The organism is Noviherbaspirillum sp. Root189 (genome assembly GCF_001428545.1).
Classification (GTDB): domain Bacteria; phylum Pseudomonadota; class Gammaproteobacteria; order Burkholderiales; family Burkholderiaceae_D; genus Noviherbaspirillum.
On the sequence record NZ_LMHZ01000013.1, the window covers coordinates 181,932 to 200,674 of the forward strand.

20 protein-coding genes are annotated in these 18,743 nt (G+C 55.5%); 5 read left to right on the plus strand and 15 right to left on the minus strand.

The features are described 5' to 3' along the window. Nucleotides 1-22: 22 nt before the first annotated feature. The 7 genes from purH to tyrS all read right to left on the minus strand — a co-directional run bounded on the left by purH (nt 23) and on the right by tyrS (nt 6,286). Nucleotides 23-1,588: a bifunctional phosphoribosylaminoimidazolecarboxamide formyltransferase/IMP cyclohydrolase gene (gene purH, locus ASE07_RS10360; RefSeq protein ID WP_057290736.1), complete on the minus strand. Its 1,566-nt coding sequence runs from the start codon at nt 1,586-1,588 to the stop codon at nt 23-25. 174 nt (nt 1,589-1,762) lie between these two features. After that, nucleotides 1,763-1,996, minus strand: coding sequence for a Fis family transcriptional regulator (locus tag ASE07_RS10365; RefSeq protein WP_057290737.1), 234 nt, complete (start codon nt 1,994-1,996; stop codon nt 1,763-1,765). 30 nt (nt 1,997-2,026) lie between these two features. Beyond that, nucleotides 2,027-3,043: a tRNA dihydrouridine synthase DusB gene (dusB, locus tag ASE07_RS10370; RefSeq protein WP_057290738.1), complete on the minus strand. Its 1,017-nt coding sequence runs from the start codon at nt 3,041-3,043 to the stop codon at nt 2,027-2,029. Nucleotides 3,044-3,148: 105 nt separating this feature from the next. After that, nucleotides 3,149-3,802 carry a histidine phosphatase family protein gene (locus tag ASE07_RS10375; RefSeq protein ID WP_057290739.1) on the minus strand — a complete coding sequence of 218 codons (654 nt, stop codon included), beginning with the start codon at nt 3,800-3,802 and terminating at the stop codon, nt 3,149-3,151. Nucleotides 3,803-3,827: 25 nt separating this feature from the next. Then, entirely contained in the window at nt 3,828-4,469 is a 642-nt protein-coding gene (locus ASE07_RS10380; protein WP_057290740.1) for a YbhB/YbcL family Raf kinase inhibitor-like protein, read from the minus strand. Nucleotides 4,470-4,569: 100 nt separating this feature from the next. Then, complete coding sequence (dtd, locus tag ASE07_RS10385; protein WP_057290741.1) at nt 4,570-5,025, minus strand: D-aminoacyl-tRNA deacylase; 456 nt, start codon at nt 5,023-5,025, stop codon at nt 4,570-4,572. A 4-nt stretch (nt 5,026-5,029) separates the two neighbouring features. After that, entirely contained in the window at nt 5,030-6,286 is a 1,257-nt protein-coding gene (gene tyrS / locus ASE07_RS10390; RefSeq protein WP_057290742.1) for a tyrosine--tRNA ligase, read from the minus strand. Between the two features lie 263 nt (nt 6,287-6,549). Here tyrS and ASE07_RS10395 point away from each other — a divergent pair, with 263 nt between their 5' ends. Next, nucleotides 6,550-7,935 (plus strand): M23 family metallopeptidase, encoded by a 1,386-nt coding sequence (locus ASE07_RS10395; protein WP_057290743.1) that lies wholly within the window; start codon nt 6,550-6,552, stop codon nt 7,933-7,935. A gap of 69 nt (nt 7,936-8,004) precedes the next feature. Then, the gene (locus ASE07_RS10400; protein WP_057290744.1) at nt 8,005-9,144 is read left to right on the plus strand and encodes an anhydro-N-acetylmuramic acid kinase; all 1,140 of its coding nucleotides are present in this window, start codon (nt 8,005-8,007) and stop codon (nt 9,142-9,144) included. Nucleotides 9,145-9,432: 288 nt separating this feature from the next. Here ASE07_RS10400 and erpA read toward each other — a convergent pair whose 3' ends face one another. The 6 genes from erpA to rplM all read right to left on the minus strand — a co-directional run bounded on the left by erpA (nt 9,433) and on the right by rplM (nt 13,085). Beyond that, nucleotides 9,433-9,807 carry an iron-sulfur cluster insertion protein ErpA gene (gene erpA / locus ASE07_RS10405; protein WP_057290745.1) on the minus strand — a complete coding sequence of 125 codons (375 nt, stop codon included), beginning with the start codon at nt 9,805-9,807 and terminating at the stop codon, nt 9,433-9,435. Between the two features lie 56 nt (nt 9,808-9,863). Then, nucleotides 9,864-10,253, minus strand: coding sequence for a bactofilin family protein (locus ASE07_RS10410; RefSeq protein ID WP_057290746.1), 390 nt, complete (start codon nt 10,251-10,253; stop codon nt 9,864-9,866). Nucleotides 10,254-10,265: 12 nt separating this feature from the next. Beyond that, nucleotides 10,266-10,901, minus strand: a complete 636-nt coding sequence (locus ASE07_RS10415; protein ID WP_327196051.1) for a DUF6776 family protein — start codon at nt 10,899-10,901, stop codon at nt 10,266-10,268. A 134-nt stretch (nt 10,902-11,035) separates the two neighbouring features. Beyond that, nucleotides 11,036-12,079: an N-acetyl-gamma-glutamyl-phosphate reductase gene (gene argC, locus ASE07_RS10420; RefSeq protein WP_057290748.1), complete on the minus strand. Its 1,044-nt coding sequence runs from the start codon at nt 12,077-12,079 to the stop codon at nt 11,036-11,038. Between the two features lie 175 nt (nt 12,080-12,254). Beyond that, nucleotides 12,255-12,647 carry a 30S ribosomal protein S9 gene (rpsI, locus tag ASE07_RS10425; protein WP_057290749.1) on the minus strand — a complete coding sequence of 131 codons (393 nt, stop codon included), beginning with the start codon at nt 12,645-12,647 and terminating at the stop codon, nt 12,255-12,257. 9 nt (nt 12,648-12,656) lie between these two features. Next, the gene (gene rplM / locus ASE07_RS10430; RefSeq protein WP_057290750.1) at nt 12,657-13,085 is read right to left on the minus strand and encodes a 50S ribosomal protein L13; all 429 of its coding nucleotides are present in this window, start codon (nt 13,083-13,085) and stop codon (nt 12,657-12,659) included. A 641-nt stretch (nt 13,086-13,726) separates the two neighbouring features. Between rplM and ASE07_RS10435 the strand changes: the two genes are divergently transcribed. Then, complete coding sequence (locus ASE07_RS10435; protein WP_057290751.1) at nt 13,727-14,170, plus strand: OsmC family protein; 444 nt, start codon at nt 13,727-13,729, stop codon at nt 14,168-14,170. A gap of 56 nt (nt 14,171-14,226) precedes the next feature. On the opposite strand, the gene coq7 is transcribed toward ASE07_RS10435, so the two are convergent. Beyond that, nucleotides 14,227-14,853, minus strand: coding sequence for a 2-polyprenyl-3-methyl-6-methoxy-1,4-benzoquinone monooxygenase (gene coq7 / locus ASE07_RS10440; RefSeq protein ID WP_057290752.1), 627 nt, complete (start codon nt 14,851-14,853; stop codon nt 14,227-14,229). A gap of 251 nt (nt 14,854-15,104) precedes the next feature. On the opposite strand from coq7, the gene ASE07_RS10445 reads away from it, so the two are divergent. Further along, nucleotides 15,105-16,283 carry a porin gene (locus ASE07_RS10445; RefSeq protein WP_082584063.1) on the plus strand — a complete coding sequence of 393 codons (1,179 nt, stop codon included), beginning with the start codon at nt 15,105-15,107 and terminating at the stop codon, nt 16,281-16,283. Between the two features lie 418 nt (nt 16,284-16,701). Continuing rightward, nucleotides 16,702-17,730, plus strand: coding sequence for a porin (locus ASE07_RS10450; protein ID WP_057290754.1), 1,029 nt, complete (start codon nt 16,702-16,704; stop codon nt 17,728-17,730). 172 nt (nt 17,731-17,902) lie between these two features. Here ASE07_RS10450 and ASE07_RS10455 read toward each other — a convergent pair whose 3' ends face one another. Continuing rightward, a complete protein-coding gene (locus ASE07_RS10455; RefSeq protein ID WP_057290755.1) occupies nt 17,903-18,703 on the minus strand; it encodes a DUF3025 domain-containing protein in 801 nt (266 codons plus the stop codon). Between the last annotated feature and the right edge of the window lie 40 nt (nt 18,704-18,743).

The following is an 18,743-nucleotide window of genomic DNA, read 5'->3' on the forward strand; positions in this document are numbered from 1 at the left end:
TGCGACGATCACTGATCAGTGATCAGTGACGGAAATGACGTGTGCCGGTGAACAGCATCACGACGCCACGCTCGTCGGCGGCATCGATGACTTCCTGGTCGCGCATGGAACCGCCCGGATGGATCACGCAGGTCGCGCCTGCATCAACCACGACATCGAGACCATCACGGAACGGGAAGAATGCGTCGGACGCCACTGCGGTGCCGGTCAGCGACAGGCCTGCATTTTGCGCCTTGATCGAGGCGATGCGCGCGGAGTCGATGCGGCTCATCTGGCCAGCGCCGACGCCCATGGTCATGCCATTGGCGCAGAACACGATTGCATTCGATTTGACGAACTTGGCCACTCGCCATGCAAACATCAGGTCCTGCATCTGCTGCGGTGTCGGCTGCTTCTTGGTCACGACCTTGAGCTCGGACACGGCGACATTCTTGGCATCCGGCGACTGCAGCAACAGGCCGCCGCCGACGCGCTTGAAATCATAAGCATTGACCGCATTGGCGAGCGGGATCTCGAGCAGGCGCACGTTTTGTTTTGCGGCGAATACCTGCTTTGCTTCGGTAGTGAATGCCGGTGCAATCAGGACTTCCACGAACTGTTTGGCAACCGCTTCCGCTGCCTTGCCGTCGAGTTCACGGTTGAAGGCGATGATGCCGCCGAATGCGGAGGTCGGGTCGGTCTGCAATGCCTTGCCATACGCTTCGAGCGGTGATGCGCCAACTGCCACACCACAGGGATTGGCGTGCTTGATGATGACGCAGGCAGTCTCTTCAAACGTCTTTACGCATTCCCAGGCAGCGTCCGCATCGGCGATATTGTTGTAGGACAGTTCCTTGCCTTGCAACTGCTTGTAGTTGGCGAGCGAACCGGCGACCGGCGCCAGGTCGCGATAGAAAGCAGCCGACTGGTGCGGATTTTCGCCGTAGCGCATTTCCTGCACTTTTTCAAAGTGCAGGTTGAGCGTCTGCGGATAAGCACTACGCGTCGTGTGCTGCTTGTCTTCGCCGAGAGCGGTCAGGTAGTTGGTAATGGCGCCGTCGTACTGCGCAGTGTGCGCAAACACTTTTTTGGCCAGCGAGAACTTGGTGTCGTAGCTGACTTCGCCGTTATTGGCCTTCATTTCCTCAAGCACGCGGCCATAGTCGGCAGGATCGCAGACCACGACGACATCCTTGTGATTCTTGGCCGAGGAACGCAGCATGGTCGGGCCGCCGATGTCGATGTTTTCGATCGCATCTTCCAGCGTGCACTGGTCCTTGGCAACGGTCTGCTGGAACGGATACAGGTTCACGACCACCATGTCGATGGTCGGGATGCCGTGCTGTTCGAGCGCAGCCACATGCTCGGGGAAATCGCGGCGGGCGAGTATGCCGCCATGTACCTTGGGATGCAGGGTCTTCACACGACCATCAAGCATTTCCGGAAAGCCGGTGTAGTCGGCGACTTCGGTGACTTTCACGCCATTGTCGGCGAGCAGTTTTGCGGTGCCGCCGGTGGACAGGATGTTGACGCCCTGTGCGGCAAGCGCCTTGGCGAAGTCGAGTACGCCCGTCTTGTCGGAGACGGAAATCAGAGCTTGTTTGATCATGATGGACTTGCAGTGAGTGATGGATAACGTAAACGGTAGTGGTGGAGCGCTGCCCGCCTCCCTTGCTGCCTTCAGCGCACCGGGAGTCAGGCAAGGCGCCCCGAAGGACCACCCCTTACGTTATGAATCACAGCAACCCGTGCGCGTCCTGCGTGTTACAGCGGTCCGTGCAGATCACAGCAGACCGTGCTGTTGCAGCTTCTTGCGCAGCGTATTGCGGTTGATACCGAGCATGTCGGCGGCCAGGGATTGATTACCCTCGGCACGCTCCATCACGGCTTCCAGTATCGGCTTTTCCACGGTAAAGACTACCATCTCATAGACATTCGACGGCTGCTGCTCGCCGAGATCCCTGAAGTACTTTTCAAGGCTTTTCTTGACGACGTCCTGGATATTGTCTTTGCTCATGGGAATCTGTCTTGGTATTTTTTATGTGGTTCAGGCAGCCAGCTTTTGCGCGGCGAGGCCGTATTGTAACCGGTCACCGTACGCCAATTGCGATTCAAAGAAACCGTCGACGGCTGCCAGTTGTTCGTCACAGCTTTCCATCCGGTTCATGCGCTGGCGAAATTCCTCGCCGCCCGGCAGGTCGCGCACATACCAACCGATATGCTTGCGCGCGGTGCGCAGGCCCATGAAATCGCCATAGAACGCATAGTGCGCCCGCAGGTGTTCATTCATCAGCTGGCGTACTTCCGCTACCTGGGGTGCAGGAAGGTAAGTGCCGGTTTCCAGGTAGTGCACGATTTCACGGAAAATCCACGGACGCCCTTGTGCGGCGCGGCCGACCATCACCGCGTCGGCACCGGTCAGCGCCAGCACCTGCTTTGCCTTCTCCGGCGTGGTGATGTCGCCATTGGCCACAACCGGAATCGACACCGCGGCCTTGACCAGGGCAATCGTGTCGTACTCCGCCTCGCCGTTATAACGGTCGGCCCGCGTACGCCCATGCAGGGTCAACATGGCAATGCCGGCAGCTTCCGCCATTCTGGCAATCGTCAGCGCATTCTTGTTTTGCCGGTCCCAGCCAGTGCGAAACTTCAGCGTCACCGGTACGTCGACCGCGCTGACCACCGCATCGAGGATTTCACCGACCAGCTTCTCGTTCTGCAGCAAAGCCGACCCGCACCAGCTGTTGCAGACCTTTTTCACCGGACAACCCATGTTGATATCAATGATCTGTGCGCCGCGTTCCACATTGAACCTCGCACTGGCAACCAGCATGGCTGGGTCCGCGCCGGCAATCTGTACCGCCTTGGGTTCCATCTCGCCGTCATGGTTGATGCGACGCGACGTCTTCTCGCTTGCCCAAAGCCGCGGATCGGATGCTGCCATTTCCGATACGGCATACCCGGCGCCCAGCTGTTTGCATAACTGACGGAAAGGCCGGTCCGTCACGCCGGCCATCGGAGCGACAAAAACGTTGTTACGGAGGAAATGGGGACCGATGTTCACGGATTGGGGTACGCAAGCCAAACCGCTATTTTAGCCGGTTCGGCCCGCCCATCAAATTAGTGAAATTGCGGCATTGCACTAATTTCCCATGGCGACCGGGTGACTTTAACGCGCGATTTCATCCAGCGCGCCGTTTTCCAGCAACTCCAGATGAGCGACATCGCCCCAGTGTGACAGTCCGAGCGACCGTCCATCCCAGGTGAAACGATTGACGCTGGCATTGAAGATGTCAAAAGTACGCTCCTGGGCAAAGTCCATCCCGTGCGCAGCGCGATAGGCACATTCCAGCACGCCGCCATGCGCGACCAGTGCCAGCTTGCGGTACTTTCCGCTAGTGGCAATCCTGGAAATGGCCGTGATGGTACGTGTGGAAAACTCACGCATGGTTTCGGCGATATGCACGCCCGGCGGAAATCGTGCATCGATGTCCCGCGATTTCCACGCAGCATAGGCTTCCGGGTAGCGCTGACTGATTTCCGCATACAGCATGCCTTCGAATGCGCCATAGCAGCGTTCGCGCAGATCCGGCTCAATCTGTACAGTCATGCCACGCGGCCTGGCAATCGCCTCGGCGGTTTGCCGAGCGCGCATCAGGTCGCTGGAAAATATCGCATCAAACTCCTCGTCGGCCAAAGCCTTGCCAAGCGCCGCCGCCTGCCTCTGACCTTCCGTGTTCAGCGGAATATCGAGGTGGCCTTGCAAGCGCTTGATGGCATTCCACGCGGTTTCGCCATGGCGGATCAGCAGAATTTCTGTCACAGAATGAACCTTTGCTTTCTTTGCATTATTGAGAAACCGCGACTTGCGGGTTCAATGTGTAAGTGCCGACGACCTTGGCTTCACCCAGGATATGGCCGCGCATCGCGTCGCGCACCTGTTGCCCGGTAAATTTGCCATCGACGGGCAGCCGATCGACATCGAGCGCATACAGCGTAAAGACATAGTGGTGGACGATGGAATCGTTCCACGGCGGGCATGGGCCGTCATAGCCGTAGTAGTCGCCGGCCATGTCGGCATCGCCGGCAAACCAGCCGGTGTAGTCATTGAGCCCATGGCGACCGGGACGTCCGCCACCGATGTCAGGGCCGGCTTTACCGCGTGGCGTGACTTCGCCGCTGTACTGGCCGGCGGCAATCGATGACAGAGACGGCGGCAGATCAATCAGTGTCCAATGGAAAAAATCGACCCGCGGCAGGTCGGCCGGGACGGTCTTGCCCTCTTGGTTCACATCATCGCCGCGCGAGGGCACATCGATATCGTGGCAGATCAGCGCCAGGGATTTGGTACCGGCAGGAACGTCACTCCAGGCCAAATGTGGATTCCGGTTGGAAGACAGGGCGACATGCGCTGCCTTATCGATGACGCCAAACGCAAATTCGCCGGGAATCGGCTCGCCGTCCTTGAATGAATCGCTCCAGAGTTTCATCGTGATCTCCTGTATTTGGTGTGAATGCAGCAATTGAAGCTTGCAGGCAAGACTCTCGCACGAAGGACAAGTTGCGCCGCCGCGCAGTCCATATTGTCGTTCAAGTGGCGATTTGCGGCTTGACCTGCAACCAGAAGGTCACCGGTCCGTCATTGGTCAGCGAAACCTGCATGTGTGCGCCGAACTCGCCTGTCTCGACAATGGCGTGTGCGTTGCGGGCGCGCGACACGAAGTAATTGAATAGCCGACGCCCTTCGTCCGGTGACGCAGCTGGAGTAAACGAAGGGCGCGTGCCGGAGCGGGTATCGGCCGCGAGCGTGAACTGCGGTACCAGCAAGAGGCCTCCGCCGACATCGGCAACGCTGCGGTTCATTTTGCCGGCATCGTCGGCAAAGACGCGGTACGACAGCAGCTTGGCCAGCAACGCATCTGCTTCCTTCTCGGAATCGTTGCGTTCGGCGCAGACCAGCACCATCAGACCCGCACCAATCGCGCCGACCGTTGCACCGTCAACGAGCACGCGGGCTTCCAGCGCCCGCTGCAGCAAAGCAATCATGCACTCAAGACAGCGTGACGCGCGCAAACTTGCGCTTGCCGACCTGCAGCACGAAGGTGCCGGCGTCCACTTTCAAGCCCTTGTCGCTGACGGTGTCGCCATCAATGCGGACACCGCCCTGCTCGACCATGCGCAAGGCATCGGAAGTCGACGGGCAGAGGTTGGCTTGCTTGAGCAACTGGCCGATGCCGAGCGGTGCGCCAGACAGGCTGACCTCAGGAATATCATCCGGGATGCCCCCCTTGGCGCGGTTGTTGAAGTCGGCGAGCGCGTCTTCCGCCGCCTGCTTCGAGTGAAAGCGCGTGACAATTTCCTGTGCCAGCAGCACCTTGATATCGCGTGGATTGCGACCTTCTTCGACTTCCTTCCTGAACTGCGCGATGTCGGCAATCGAGCGGAACGACAGCAGGTCGTAGTAACGCCACATCATCGTGTCGGAGATACTCATCAGCTTGGCGAACATGGTGTTGCCCGGCTCCGTAATGCCAACATAATTGCCCTTGGATTTGGACATCTTTTCGACGCCGTCCAGGCCTTCGAGCAGAGGCATGGTCAGAATGCATTGTGGCTCCTGACCATAATCCTTTTGCAGTTCGCGGCCGACCAGCAGGTTGAACTTCTGGTCGGTGCCGCCGAGTTCCAGATCTGACTGCAAGGCAACGGAGTCGTATCCCTGCATCAATGGATACAGCAGTTCATGCACAGAAATCGGGGTGCCGGCTTTGAAACGCTTTGTAAAATCTTCGCGTTCGAGAATGCGCGCTACAGTATATTTTGCGGAGAGCTGGATCATTCCGCGCGCACCGAGCGGGTCCGACCATTCGGAGTTGTAGCGGATTTCAGTCTTTGCCGCGTCGAGCACCAGGCTTGCCTGTGCAAAGTATGTTTTGGCGTTTTCTTCAATTTGCTCGCGCGTCAACGGTGGACGAGTGATGTTCCGGCCCGAGGGATCACCGATCATCGATGTGAAATCGCCGATCAGGAATATCACGTTATGGCCCAGATCTTGCAGCTGCCGCATCTTGTTTAGTACCACCGTATGCCCGAGGTGCAAATCGGGCGCAGTCGGATCCAGTCCGAGCTTGATTCGCAAAGGCTTGCCGGTCTTTTCTGAACGGGCAAGTTTTTGGGCAAATTCGGATTCGATCAACAATTCATCTACGCCGCGCTTGGCGACTGCCATGGCTTCCAGAACGGAATCCGTCAAAGGCAGCGTCTGCGCTGGCGTATTGTTGTTTTGCAATTTCTGGGAAACGTCCATGTCCTGAGAAAAAATAAGGTTTGAGTATGAAAAGGCAATACCATGACTTTGGTATAATCGCCGCTACTTTTCAGCCATGCAATGTTATTTAAGCAGTGGCAGAAACAGCGGAGCCTGTAGCGCAATGCCGACATGATCCATGAGGGTCCCTGATCAGGACAGACGATGCCACCATCGTAGTATGAGTGGCACCGATCATCCCGGCTGGATTGCGATTCCGACGCACAAGCTCCTTGGCTAAACAGTAAATTCTAACTTATTGCATGCTCTCTACAGACAAAATCATGAGCCTGGGCTCGAGCAGCAAGCTACTTTTTGGGGCGTCGCGCAAAACGCGCATCGTGTCGTTGTCGGCAATCTTCCTCGCCGCCTGTGCATTTGGCGCAGCAGGCGTTGCTCCGATGGCACCAGACGCGGCCAACCTGCCGGTACGGTCGATTACCGAAGAACTCGCGGTTCCTTCGCTGGCCGAACAGATCGCTCAGTTGCAGGCCGCCGATCACGTTTATCTACGCGAAGAAAAAGTCCGCCCCGGAGACACGCTGGCCAGCCTGTTGTCCCGTCTTGGCGTGCAGGATGACGCCGCCGCCAGCTTTATCAAATCCGACAAGCTTGCCTATAGTGTCCTTCAACTCAAAGCCGGCCGTCGTGTGCAAGCGCAAACTAACAAGGATGGCCAACTGCAGCGCTTGAGGGCAACGCTGTCAGACAACAACGGTCAGCCGGTCAAGAATGTCGTCATTTCTCGCAGCAGCGACGGCTTCACTGCGACCGAATCTTCGGCCACGCTGGAACGTCGCGTGGAAATGCACTCCGGCGAGATTCGCTCCTCGCTCTTCGCCGCCACCGATGCTGCGCAGATTCCCGACTACATCGCTAGCCAGATCGTCGACATGTTTGCGACGAATATCGATTTTGCATCAGATCTGCGCAAAGGCGATCGCTTCAATGTCGTGTTTGAAACCTTCTGGCAGGACGGCGAGTTTGTCCGTGCGGGCCGGGTACTGGCCGGCGAGTTCATCAACGGTAATAACAAGTATCAGTCGGTATGGTTCGATGAGCCCGGCAGCAAGCAAGGCGGCAGCTATTATTCCTTTGACGGCAAATCGCTGAAAAAAGCCTTCCTGAAATCGCCACTCGAGTTTTCACGCATATCGTCCGGCTTCTCGCTGCGCCAGCATCCGATTTCCGGCCAATGGAAACGGCATGAAGGCGTTGATTTCGCCGCGCCGACCGGTACCGCGATCCGGGCGTCCGGTGACGGCACGGTGGAATTCGCCGGCGTACAGAATGGTTATGGCAATGTGGTCGTGCTCAAGCACTGGAACAACTATTCGACAGCGTATGCCCATATGAGCCGTTTTGCACCCGGACTCAAGAATGGCATGAAGGTCAGCCAGGGCGAAGTGATCGGCTATGTTGGTTCCACGGGCTGGTCAACCGGACCGCACCTGCATTACGAATTTCGCGTCAACAACCAGCCACGCGATCCGATGTCGGTCGATGTGCCGAATGCGCAACCTCTGGCCGGCGCGGAACTGCAGCGTTTCAAGACTGTAGCCAGCGAGATGTCGCATCGTTTTGCCCTGCTGAAGCCATCGGATAACACCGACGGCAAGGATGGCGGTGTCAAACTGGCAGCAAAATAATCCAGCCCCACCAGAGCAACAAACCGTTCCCCGGCCTGTAGAATCAGCAGGCTCGTGAACGGTTTTTTTATGCCACATTCCCAATCCCAGCTTTTCATCGGACTCATGTCCGGCACCAGCCTCGATGGCGTTGATGGCGTGCTCGCGCGCTTTTCCTTCGCCGAGGACCAAACCTGCGCCGATATCGCCACGGTGGCGACCGCCTACCTGCCTTTTTCGGATGCGCTGCGCGAAGAACTGATGCATCTGCAGGCGCCATCGGATAACGAACTTCATCGGGAAGCGCTCGCTGCCAATCAACTGGCAAGCATTTATGCGGATTGCGTGGCACAACTACTAACCGAGGCGGAGTTGACGCCTGCGCAGGTCAAGGCGGTCGGCGTGCATGGGCAGACCATACGGCACCGTCCGGAATCAGGCTATACCCGGCAGACCAATAACCCCGCTCTACTGGCCGAACTCTGCCGGATCGATGTGATTGCCGATTTTCGCAGCCGTGATATCGCAGCCGGTGGACAAGGAGCTCCCCTGGTTCCAGCTTTTCATCAGGCGGTCTTCGGAAGCCCCGACGAAGTCCGTGTGGTGGCCAATATTGGCGGCATCGGCAACATCAGCGTACTCGATCACAGTGGGCATATTCTTGGATTCGATACCGGTCCCGGCAATGTGCTGATGGATGCCTGGATTGCCGAACACCAGAGTAAGGCCTATGACGCCAACGGCTTGTGGGCGTCCGGTGGAACGGTGATACCGGATCTGCTGACCGAGCTGCTGAAGGAGCCCTTTCTTTCTCTCCCACCGCCCAAGAGTACCGGCCGCGACCTGTTCCATCGCACTTGGCTGGCGCACAAGCTGGCGGGTTTCGCGACGCTGTTACCGCAAGACGTCCAGGCTACGCTGGCAGCCTTTACCGCTGCGACGCTGGCCGACGCCATCGCCGCACATGCAAATGGAGCATCTGCGGTCTACGTCTGCGGCGGCGGTGCTTACAATGCGCATCTGATGCAGGTGCTGCAGGCTGCCCTTGGAGAACGCGAGCTTCGTGCATTCGTGCATTCGACCGACGTACTGGGCATTTCACCTAATCATGTGGAAGCCCTGGCATTCGCCTGGCTGGCTTATCGCCATGTGCACCGCGAAGCAGGCAACCTTGCAACGGTCACGGGTGCACGTGGTCCACGCATTTTGGGCGCTTTATATCCAGCCTAGAGGGTTTCGACTTGATGGGCGGCAAAGCGAATTGATGAGACAACAAGGCAAGGCGTGAGAGGTGCCGGAAAACCAGTGGCACAATCGATATCAAAATTAACATCGAGCCACGCCACCTTGCATGTCACCGTGACCAGTGAGAAGCAAAACCACCTCAATAGGGAATCCGCTTCAGGCTACAGCTACAGGCACGGACAACAAAAAAGCGCAGGACTCCCTGCGCTTTTTGTTGAATCCAACACCGTCCGTGTCGGATTTTTTTTAATAACCTGACATCTGAGAAACAGCTTATGCAGAGAACGACGATCCGCAACCGCAGGTCGTTGTCGCATTCGGATTCTTGATTACAAACTGTGCACCTTCGAGGTCATCCTTGTAATCGATTTCCGCTCCGACCAGATACTGATAGCTCATTGAGTCAATCAGCAGCTGAACACCATTCTTGGTCATCGTGGTGTCGTCTTCGTTGACGATTTCGTCAAACGTAAAACCATACTGGAAACCCGAGCAGCCGCCCCCCTGGACGAACACACGAAGTTTCAGGTCAGGGTTACCTTCTTCCTCGATCAATTGAGCAACTTTCGCTGCGGCACTATCAGTGAAGACAATCGGCGCCGGCATTTCTGCCACGGCGTTCTCGGTCATTTCGGCTACTGCATTCATGTGGTGGCTCCTGGCAAAGCAAAGGACAATGCTTGATTATAGACGCTTGAGGAAATTCACGTATTTGACAGTGCCAGCTTGAGTACCGGTTCCCCAACCTGATCATGGGCCAGTTTTCCAGACACCAGCGCACCACCATGCATTTCCAGCGCTTTGTAATACACATCTCCAGTTATGCGGGCGCGGGGCTGTAATTCAAGCAGTTCCGAGGAATGAACCGGCCCGACGATTTCGCCGTTGACCACCAGATGCGCCACGCGCACTTCGCCTTCCACCTTGGCATGCTCGGAAATGACCAGCATGCTGGGCTCGTCACCATCGGCGATCACATTGCCCTTGACGTGACCGTCAATGCGCAAACCGCCCTGAAAGTGCACGTCACCCTGAATGTTGGTCGAAATTCCAATCAGACTGTCAATCGTGCCTTTTGTCTTGCGGCCTAACATGTTGGCTCTCCTTTACAAACTTGCTGATAGCTGTGCCCGTACCTGACCTTTTTCCAGCACACGCGCCTGGAGCTGCTTGGTGCTTGCGCCTTCGGGCAGGGTGAGAACACCTTCAACGCGCTGGTAATACCTGAAGCTGAGCTTGAATTTTTCCTGCTCTGCCACGTTGGCGTCGGGGAAAGTCATCATAACATTCTTGCCCGACTGCAGCGTTGGAACCATTAGCTGCAGATTTCCGGTAAACAACTGCTCACCCTTGCCTCCTTGCATGACCAGCAAACGATAACGCAGTTGGTTCGGCGCGATTTGATCAATCTTCAACCGGCGAATGGTAATTCCCTGCGGTCCGGTCGCATTCGGCAACAAACTATCAAAAAATGCGAGGTCTTCCTTCAGCCTGACATTCTCCGCTTCGAGCATCTTAATCTGTGCAACGAGCTGCTTTTGTGCTGAACGCTCAATATTGAGCTGACTTTCGGCGGCATTGGCAGCTGCAGAAAGCTCGTTTCGCTCCGTAGTAAGCGCTTCCACCTGGCTTTTATATTTGGCAACCTGAGCGCGCGCATTGTCAGGATCAATGCCTGGCAGACCGCGACCGGTTTCGTAAGTCCACATGGCTACAGCACCGAGCATACCGATCGCCAGCACAAGAAGCGCCCGGACTGGCCATGGTAATTCCGCGCGGATCGTCAACTTCGGCGTCGATAAGGCACGGCGACGTGACATCCTGTGCTTCATCGGGCCGAAAGAAGTAGTTTGGGTCATGAAACTTAAATGTTTTCTTACGGCAATACTGGAATGTGCATCAATCCTGTAGATTCTTCAAGACCAAACATAATATTCATACACTGTACCCCTTGACCGGCGGCACCCTTCACAAGGTTGTCCTCAACGACAAGGATGACCAGCAAATCGCCGCCGTCCGGCCGGTGGACCGCTATACGAAGCTTATTGGACGCGCGTACCGAGCGGGTTTCCGGATGACTGCCCGGCGGCATGACGTCGACAAATGTTTCACCCTTGAAGTGGTTTTCATACAACGCCTGGAAGTCAATATTGCGCGCCTCCGGAAGGATATGTGCGTATAGCGTCGAATGAATGCCTCGGATCATTGGTACAAGATGCGGCACGAACGTGAGGCCGACTTTGCGTCCGGCAATCGCCTGCAAGCCCTGCGTGGTTTCCGGAAGGTGGCGATGCCCCTTGACGCCATATGCCTTGAAGTTATCCGACGCTTCAGCAAGCAATGTATGGACCTCGGCTTTGCGTCCAGCCCCCGATACCCCAGATTTGCAGTCGGCGATCAGCATGGCTTCGTTAACCAGCGGTTTTCCCTGCGCCAGCAACGGTGCATAGCCAAGCTGCATCGACGTCGGATAGCAACCCGGCAAACCAATGATACGAGCGCTTCGGATTGCGTCTCGATTCACTTCCGGCAAGCCATAGATAGCCTCTTCCAGAATGTCAGGACAGGAATGCGGCATGCCGTACCACTTTTCAAATACGGTAGTGTCCTTGATGCGGAAGTCTGCAGCGAGGTCGATGACCTTCACGCCGGCTGCAAGCAGTTCGCGCGCTTGTGCCATCGCGACGCCGTGCGGCGTAGCAAAAAAAACGACATCGCATTCGGTCAGATTCGCCTTGTCCGGCGAAGTAAACGCGAGGGACACGACACCTCGGAGCGACGGGTACATGTCGGCGACCGGCATCCCGTCTTCCTTGCGCGAGGTAATCGCAGTGAGCTGCACCTGAGGATGTGCTGCCAGAAGACGCAGCAGCTCCACGCCCGTATAACCTGTGCCGCCGACGATACCGACCTTGATCATGTTCTTTCCTTGCTGAGGAGGTTGAATAATTTAGAAATTTTAACAGTGCGCGACCGTATGCATTGACCCGCGTAGGCATAGATACGCGAGCTAAGCAGCTCTACGAACCAGCCGCCAAAAACAAAAAGCCGCCAGGCGCAAACCTGGCGGCTTTTCGGTGCTCTGAAAACGCAGATTAGCGCTTGGAGAACTGTTTTGCGCGGCGTGCTTTACGCAGACCGACTTTCTTACGCTCAACTTCACGTGCATCACGAGTGACGAAACCTGCCTTAGACAATTCGCCCTTCAAGCCTGCATCGTAGTCGATCAGCGCACGGGTGATACCGTGGCGAACCGCACCAGCCTGGCCGGACTCGCCGCCGCCATGGACGTTGACCATGATGTCGAAACGCTCGACATTGCCGGTCAGTTCCAGCGGTTGACGAATGACCATCAGACCAGTTTCACGCGAAAAGTATTCCGCAGCCGGCTTGCCGTTGACAACGATATTGCCGCTGCCGGATTTGATGAAAACACGAGCCACTGCACTCTTGCGACGGCCGGTTCCGTAGTTGTAGTTACCGATCATGTCCGTTCCTTAGATTTCGAGTGCTTTGGGTTGCTGAGCAGCGTGCGGATGTGTGCCGTCGGCATACACTTTCAGCTTCTTGATCATGGCGTAGCCAAGCGGACCCTTGGGCAACATGCCCTTGACGGCCTTTTCCAGCGCACGGCCCGGAAAACGCTGTTGCATTTTCAGGAAGTTGGTTTCGTAGATACCGCCCGGATAGGTCGAGTGGCGGTAGTAAGTCTTGTCCAGCGCCTTGTTGCCGGTCACACGCAGTTTGCCTGCGTTGATGACGACGATGAAATCGCCCGTGTCGACGTGGGGAGTGAACTCAGGTTTGTGCTTGCCGCGCAGTCGGAGTGCCACTTCGCTGGCAACACGTCCGAGGACTTTGTCCGTTGCGTCAATCACGAACCAGTCACGCTGTACCTCATGGGCTTTAGCGGAAAAGGTCTTCATGATGATGTCCTAAATAAATTAACTCGCTCAAATTGGCGGTTCCGCCCTTTGTAACCGGCGGACTCTTCCTTGTTGTCTTTTCCTGAGCGAACGGAAAGCCTGAAAGTATAGCCTTTTCAAAGACTTGCCGTCAAACCTTATCGGCTCAGGATGCAGACTCTCTTGAAAATGAGTGGTATGGCATGCCGCCCTGATCATTAATTTGATGCTTCGACATCATCAGCGGACATCAAATTAATAGTAATGGTCGAAAAAAAGCCCGAAACAATGTTTCGGGCTTAAATCCACACCAAAGGAGGAGGGTGGAGGAGACAATCGATGGGTTGAAGTCAGACAAACCTTAACAACCAGCAAGGAAAGTATAGTCCGTCTTATTGTGCAACGCAAGAAAAAGACCTTCGGGCGACGTGAATTTTTAGCTGATTTTTGCAAAAAATCATTTTTTTTCAAAAGCTTATGATGTTTCACAATATGAATATATCCTCCGCCATATGAAGCGTCGTGTCAAAACAGTGCCCAAAATGGTAATTTTTATCTGCCATTTCGTGTTTTTCATCCAGCTACGACTCCTTACCCGATCCGCCGAACCGTGTTGCGAAAGCAGTTACAATAATCGCTTCCTTTTTGAAAAGAGATAGCAAATGGAATGCACGGTACGGTGGACCGGACTCTCTGGAATGACGTTTTTAGCGGAGACGGGTTCCGGTCATGTAGTCGCAATGGATGGAGCGCCTGAAGGTGGCGGGCGCAATCTTGCTCCCCGCCCCATGGAAGTGGTACTCGCCGGCACCGGCGGCTGTACGGCTTACGATGTGGTGTTGATCCTGCGCAAGAGCCAGCAAGACATTCGCGGTTGCGATGTCACCCTTAAGTCTGAACGGGCGGAAAAAGATCCGAAAGTTTTCACCAAAATCCACTTTCACTTTACCGTACGCGGCCGCAACCTGAAACCGAATATGGTCGAGCGCGCCATCAAGCTTTCACACGAAAAGTATTGCTCGGCCTCGATCATGCTGGAAAAGACGGCCGAAATAACGCACTCGTTCGAAATCGTAGAAGACTTGGCGGACGCGCCGGCAGAGTAAAGGCGCAGCCCATCCCCGTTGACGCCTTGGCTTAATGAGCGCCCTTCCCGCCTTTTTTATAGGCGATAGGCCGTGATAGTCATGACCTTCGCCATTGCCCTCATCACGCCACGAAGTGGCGCCGGCATACTAGCCGCGCCCAATGCCTGAGCGTTAGCGCCGTGCGTGACTTCATCGACCCGCATCTGCTCGACAATGGCGCGGGACTTGAGATCGTTCGCTGGCAGCGTCGTCAGATGCTCCACTAGATGCGCCTCCACTTGCCGCTCGGTTTCGACAACAAAACCTAGACTCTTCGCATCCCCAAGTTTGGCCGCTATCGCACCTATTGCGTAGGATCCCGCATACCACAACGGATTCAATAGACTGGTTCGCGATCCGAGTTCACGCAACCGCTCGGCTGTCCAAGCCAGATGGTCCTCTTCTTCACGCCCCGCCTGCCTGAATTGTTCCTTCAGGAATTCACTCCTGGCGAAATGTGCCTGAGAATCATATAAGGCTTGGGCGCAGACTTCACCAACGTGATTCACCCGCATCAAACCCGCACTGTGGCGACGCTCGGCGTTGTCAAGTTGAACATCGCCTATCTTCGCCGCCGGGTTGCGGCGCGATGAGGTCGCTACTCCTGCGACAACGCGCAATATTTTGTCCAGTCCGACCACCACCTCATCCAAACGCTTCATTCCAACTCCTAAATTATTACCTTGGTAGCGTTTGCCGACCAAATTAAATGAAATGCGGAAAATTTAACCAAGACCAACTTTTACATTTCCATTTCGAAAAAATCCAGAATTCTGTTTGAAGACATCATGAAGCAAAATTATTTGCATTCCAAACAGTGCTTTATTTCATTGCCACTTAGACAGGGCATTGCAAAAACCACAACCAAACGGAAATTTCTGTTGTTCGAAAGCCACATAAACGGTGGCTAGTCATGCCTAATACCAAATTCTCTTTGCCGAAACCGCTCACATTTGATGAAATCACCATTAGCTTCTTGATCAGATGGTCGGAGGTTTCGGCGGGGACGCTACCACTAGTGACCACGCTGAGGGAAACAAAGGCAATTCAAAAAAATTTTAGCACGCCAACCCTTGGAGATTTATTAATGAAAAAGTCGCTTCTCGCCCTGGCAGTTCTGGGTGCATTTGCAGGTGCAGCTTCTGCACAAACTAGCGTTCAGATCTACGGTTCGTTCGACGGCGGTGTCCGCCACGTCACCAATGTCAACGCTGCCGGCGACAGCCGCACAACAATGGGTTCCAACGGCACCTACAACTCCAACCGTATCGGCTTCAAAGGCGTTGAAGACCTCGGCGGCGGTTTGAATGCTCACTTCACACTGGAAACCGGCTTCAACACCGGCACAGGCGCACTCGACAACGCAACTAACCAACTGTTCCAGCGTACCGCTGCTGTTGGTCTGGGCGGCGCATGGGGCTCGCTTGACTTCGGTCGTCAATACACGGTCGCGTTTAAGACGATCGCATCCTACGATCCGTTAAGCTACAAGTATCCTGGCATCGCTTCCGCTGTTCCGGCGACTGCAGGCACTCGTTACAACAACGACATCCAGTACATCGGCACATTTGGCCCGATCACCGCACGTGCTGAATACGCACTCGGCGAAACAGTTGGCAGCAATAGCACCAACTCCTCCACAGCGATCGGCGCAAGCTACAACGCTGGCCCGCTGAGCGTTGGTGGCGCATACACACGCCGTGACATCGCTACATTCGACAACGACCACTGGACTTTGGGCGCAGGCTACAAGTTCGGTCCGGCTCGCGTTACAGTTGGCTACGCTCAGCAAGAGCAAGACCTGGCCGCCACAACAGCACAGAACAAGACTCGCTGGGGCTGGGCTGGTATCAACTATGCCATCACACCGGCAGTTGAACTGACCTACGCTTACTATCAGACTCGTAACACTGGTACCCCGGCGTTTGAGGGCAAGAAGAACCTGCACATGCTGGCAGCAACCTACGCCTTCTCCAAGCGCACAAACCTGTATGCAGAATTCGACACAGCAAAACTGCGCGGCAATCTGAATACGATCGCTCCGGAAGATCGTCAGTCCGGCGTGTCGGTCGGTATCAACCACCTGTTCTAAGCATGTGGCCAGACGGCTCTTCCAAGCCCGTCTGATTTAGTGCATCAGTTGAAAGGCTCACCCTCGGGTGGGCCTTTTTTGGGTATGTAATGCTTGACGGCCTACTGATTCAGAGTGCCATTTTTACTTATTCAGAAACATGCCGTATCGACCCTCATAGCGCACAAATTTGGTGCAAAACAGGAAACCCGCGTCGCTTTTAAGCCTCATTTCGTTGCATAGTCACCACAAAATCGGGAATAAAAATGCCAAAACCGAAATTCCCTTTGTCCTGAGCGCCGATATTTGATGAAATAACCATCGGCTTCTTGATTAAATAATTAAGAGGCATAGCTTTCTGGCAGGGGCGTATTGCACTAGTGGCCTTGCCGAACGCACTACTAAAAATTTAGCTCGATAAACCTTTGGGGATTATTCAATGAAAAAATCGCTTCTCGCGCTCGCAGTTCTGGGTGCATTCGCTGGTGCAGCATCTGCCCAAACCAATGTCACCATCTACGGTGTTGCTGACGTTGGTATCCAGCGCATCGACACATCCGCAACCGAAGCTCGTTGGGGCCTGGACAGCGGCATCCAGTCCGGCAGCCGCCTCGGTTTCAAGGGCAGCGAAGATCTCGGTGGCGGCCTGTCCGCAATCTTTACTCTGGAAAGCGGCTACAACATTGACACTGGCACTAGCGCACAAGGTGGCCGTCTGTTCGGTCGTCAGGCTTTCGTTGGTCTGAGTGGCGGTTTCGGTGCTGTTAAGTTCGGTCGTCAATACACTCCGATCTTTATTGCACACGACACAATCGATCCGTTCGGCACTGGCATCATCGGCGACGGCAGCGGTATCTCCGCAGTCTTCAATCCGTACGGCATCCGTATGGACAACACCATCAACTACTCGCTGACAGCTGGCCCGATCTCCGGTCAAATCGCTTATGGCTTCGGTGAAGTCGCTGGTGAGAACTCCGCTGGCCGCCAGATCGGCGCATCGCTGGGTTATGCAAACGGCCCGCTGACAGTTGTTGGTGCATACCACACTGCAAACTCCCCGACAGTCGGCAGCCAAGCTGATGCAAGCACCGCTTTCATCGGTGGCGTGTTTGACTTCCGCGTAGTCAAGCTGCACGGCGCGTTCGCTGACAACCGTGGCGATTCCGCTACTGGCGCAACGGCAATCCGTGACCGTGACTACATGCTGGGCGTGAGCGCACCGATCGGTGGCGCAGGTAACGTCATGGCTTCCTACACACGTCACGACCAGCGTCTGACTGGCCTGGGCGGTGCAGATGCCAGCTACTGGGCACTCGGCTACACCCACAACCTGTCGAAGCGTACAAACCTGTACACATCGTACTCGACCATCCGCAACGACGCTGGTTCGGCTGTCGGCCTGCCCACAGGCGTTGCAGCTGGCAACGACATCAGCTGGGTTAACGTTGGTATCCGTCACAAGTTCTAATCGCTCGCGGGCTTAAGTCCGCTGTGATTTGACTATGCAGTACGAAAAAGGCACCTTTGGGTGCCTTTTTTTGTGTGTGGCATTGGCAAGGTTTACTCTTTCGAACCGAAATCTGCGATATAGCCGGTTACTTTGCAGGTAATAAAGCCGTTAAGCCACAGTTGAGTCCGGATTAATTGAAACGGTCATTCTGCCGTTTTGGCCTGAAGACAGTCGTATCGCCATAGAACGCTTCATCCTGTCTATCCCACCATCCTGGCACCCCAAGCACCGGCAGCGGGCTGAAATCGGTTGTTTTGAGCCCCCCAGCCAATGATTGCGCAACGGCTGTGTCCAGCCAGCGGCGCTTAGCCTCCCCATGCATTTCAAAGTAGGCGTCGTCTACAATCAGTACCCACGCATGTGCCGTGATGGATTTAAACGGCTTGACCAGTTTTTCCATCAAAGCATGGCCAAACAGCCAGACCTCGCAGTCCCTGATGAAGTCGTCGCGGTGTGCCAGCCATGCATGTTGCCAAGCATGTGCACGCAGACCTTCTACAAGGTCAACGTCTCTGCTGACGAGTAGCGCGGCATTCTCGTCAAATATCGTTGCGGCATCTCTTAGCGGACCACGTCTGGACTGATTTATTAGGTCAGACTGCCGTGACGCTTCGAGCGCTGAGGATTGCAGGGCATTGAGTTGAATTTTGGTTTGTGGAAAACTAAGCCAGACCAGCGCATTGAAGAAATCATGGAGATTTTCGCGCGTAGGCACTTTGCCAGTGACACTAATGAAGGCTTCATAAGCCATCCCGGGCGGGAGTTCGGCCTGAGGAACAAATCGGATTGGCATGCCGCGATGGTTGTGCAGACCAAGCGAGTTCGCCACGTCATTGAGTGCACCCTGCCAGTCGCCAGCATGTAGAACGGCGTCGGCTACCAACCGCAGTGGAGCAAGCCATGGCTTGCTCCAATCAATTGCGTCAAACATGTCTGCGTTTATCATTACCTAGGATCTCACCTGTGCGGTC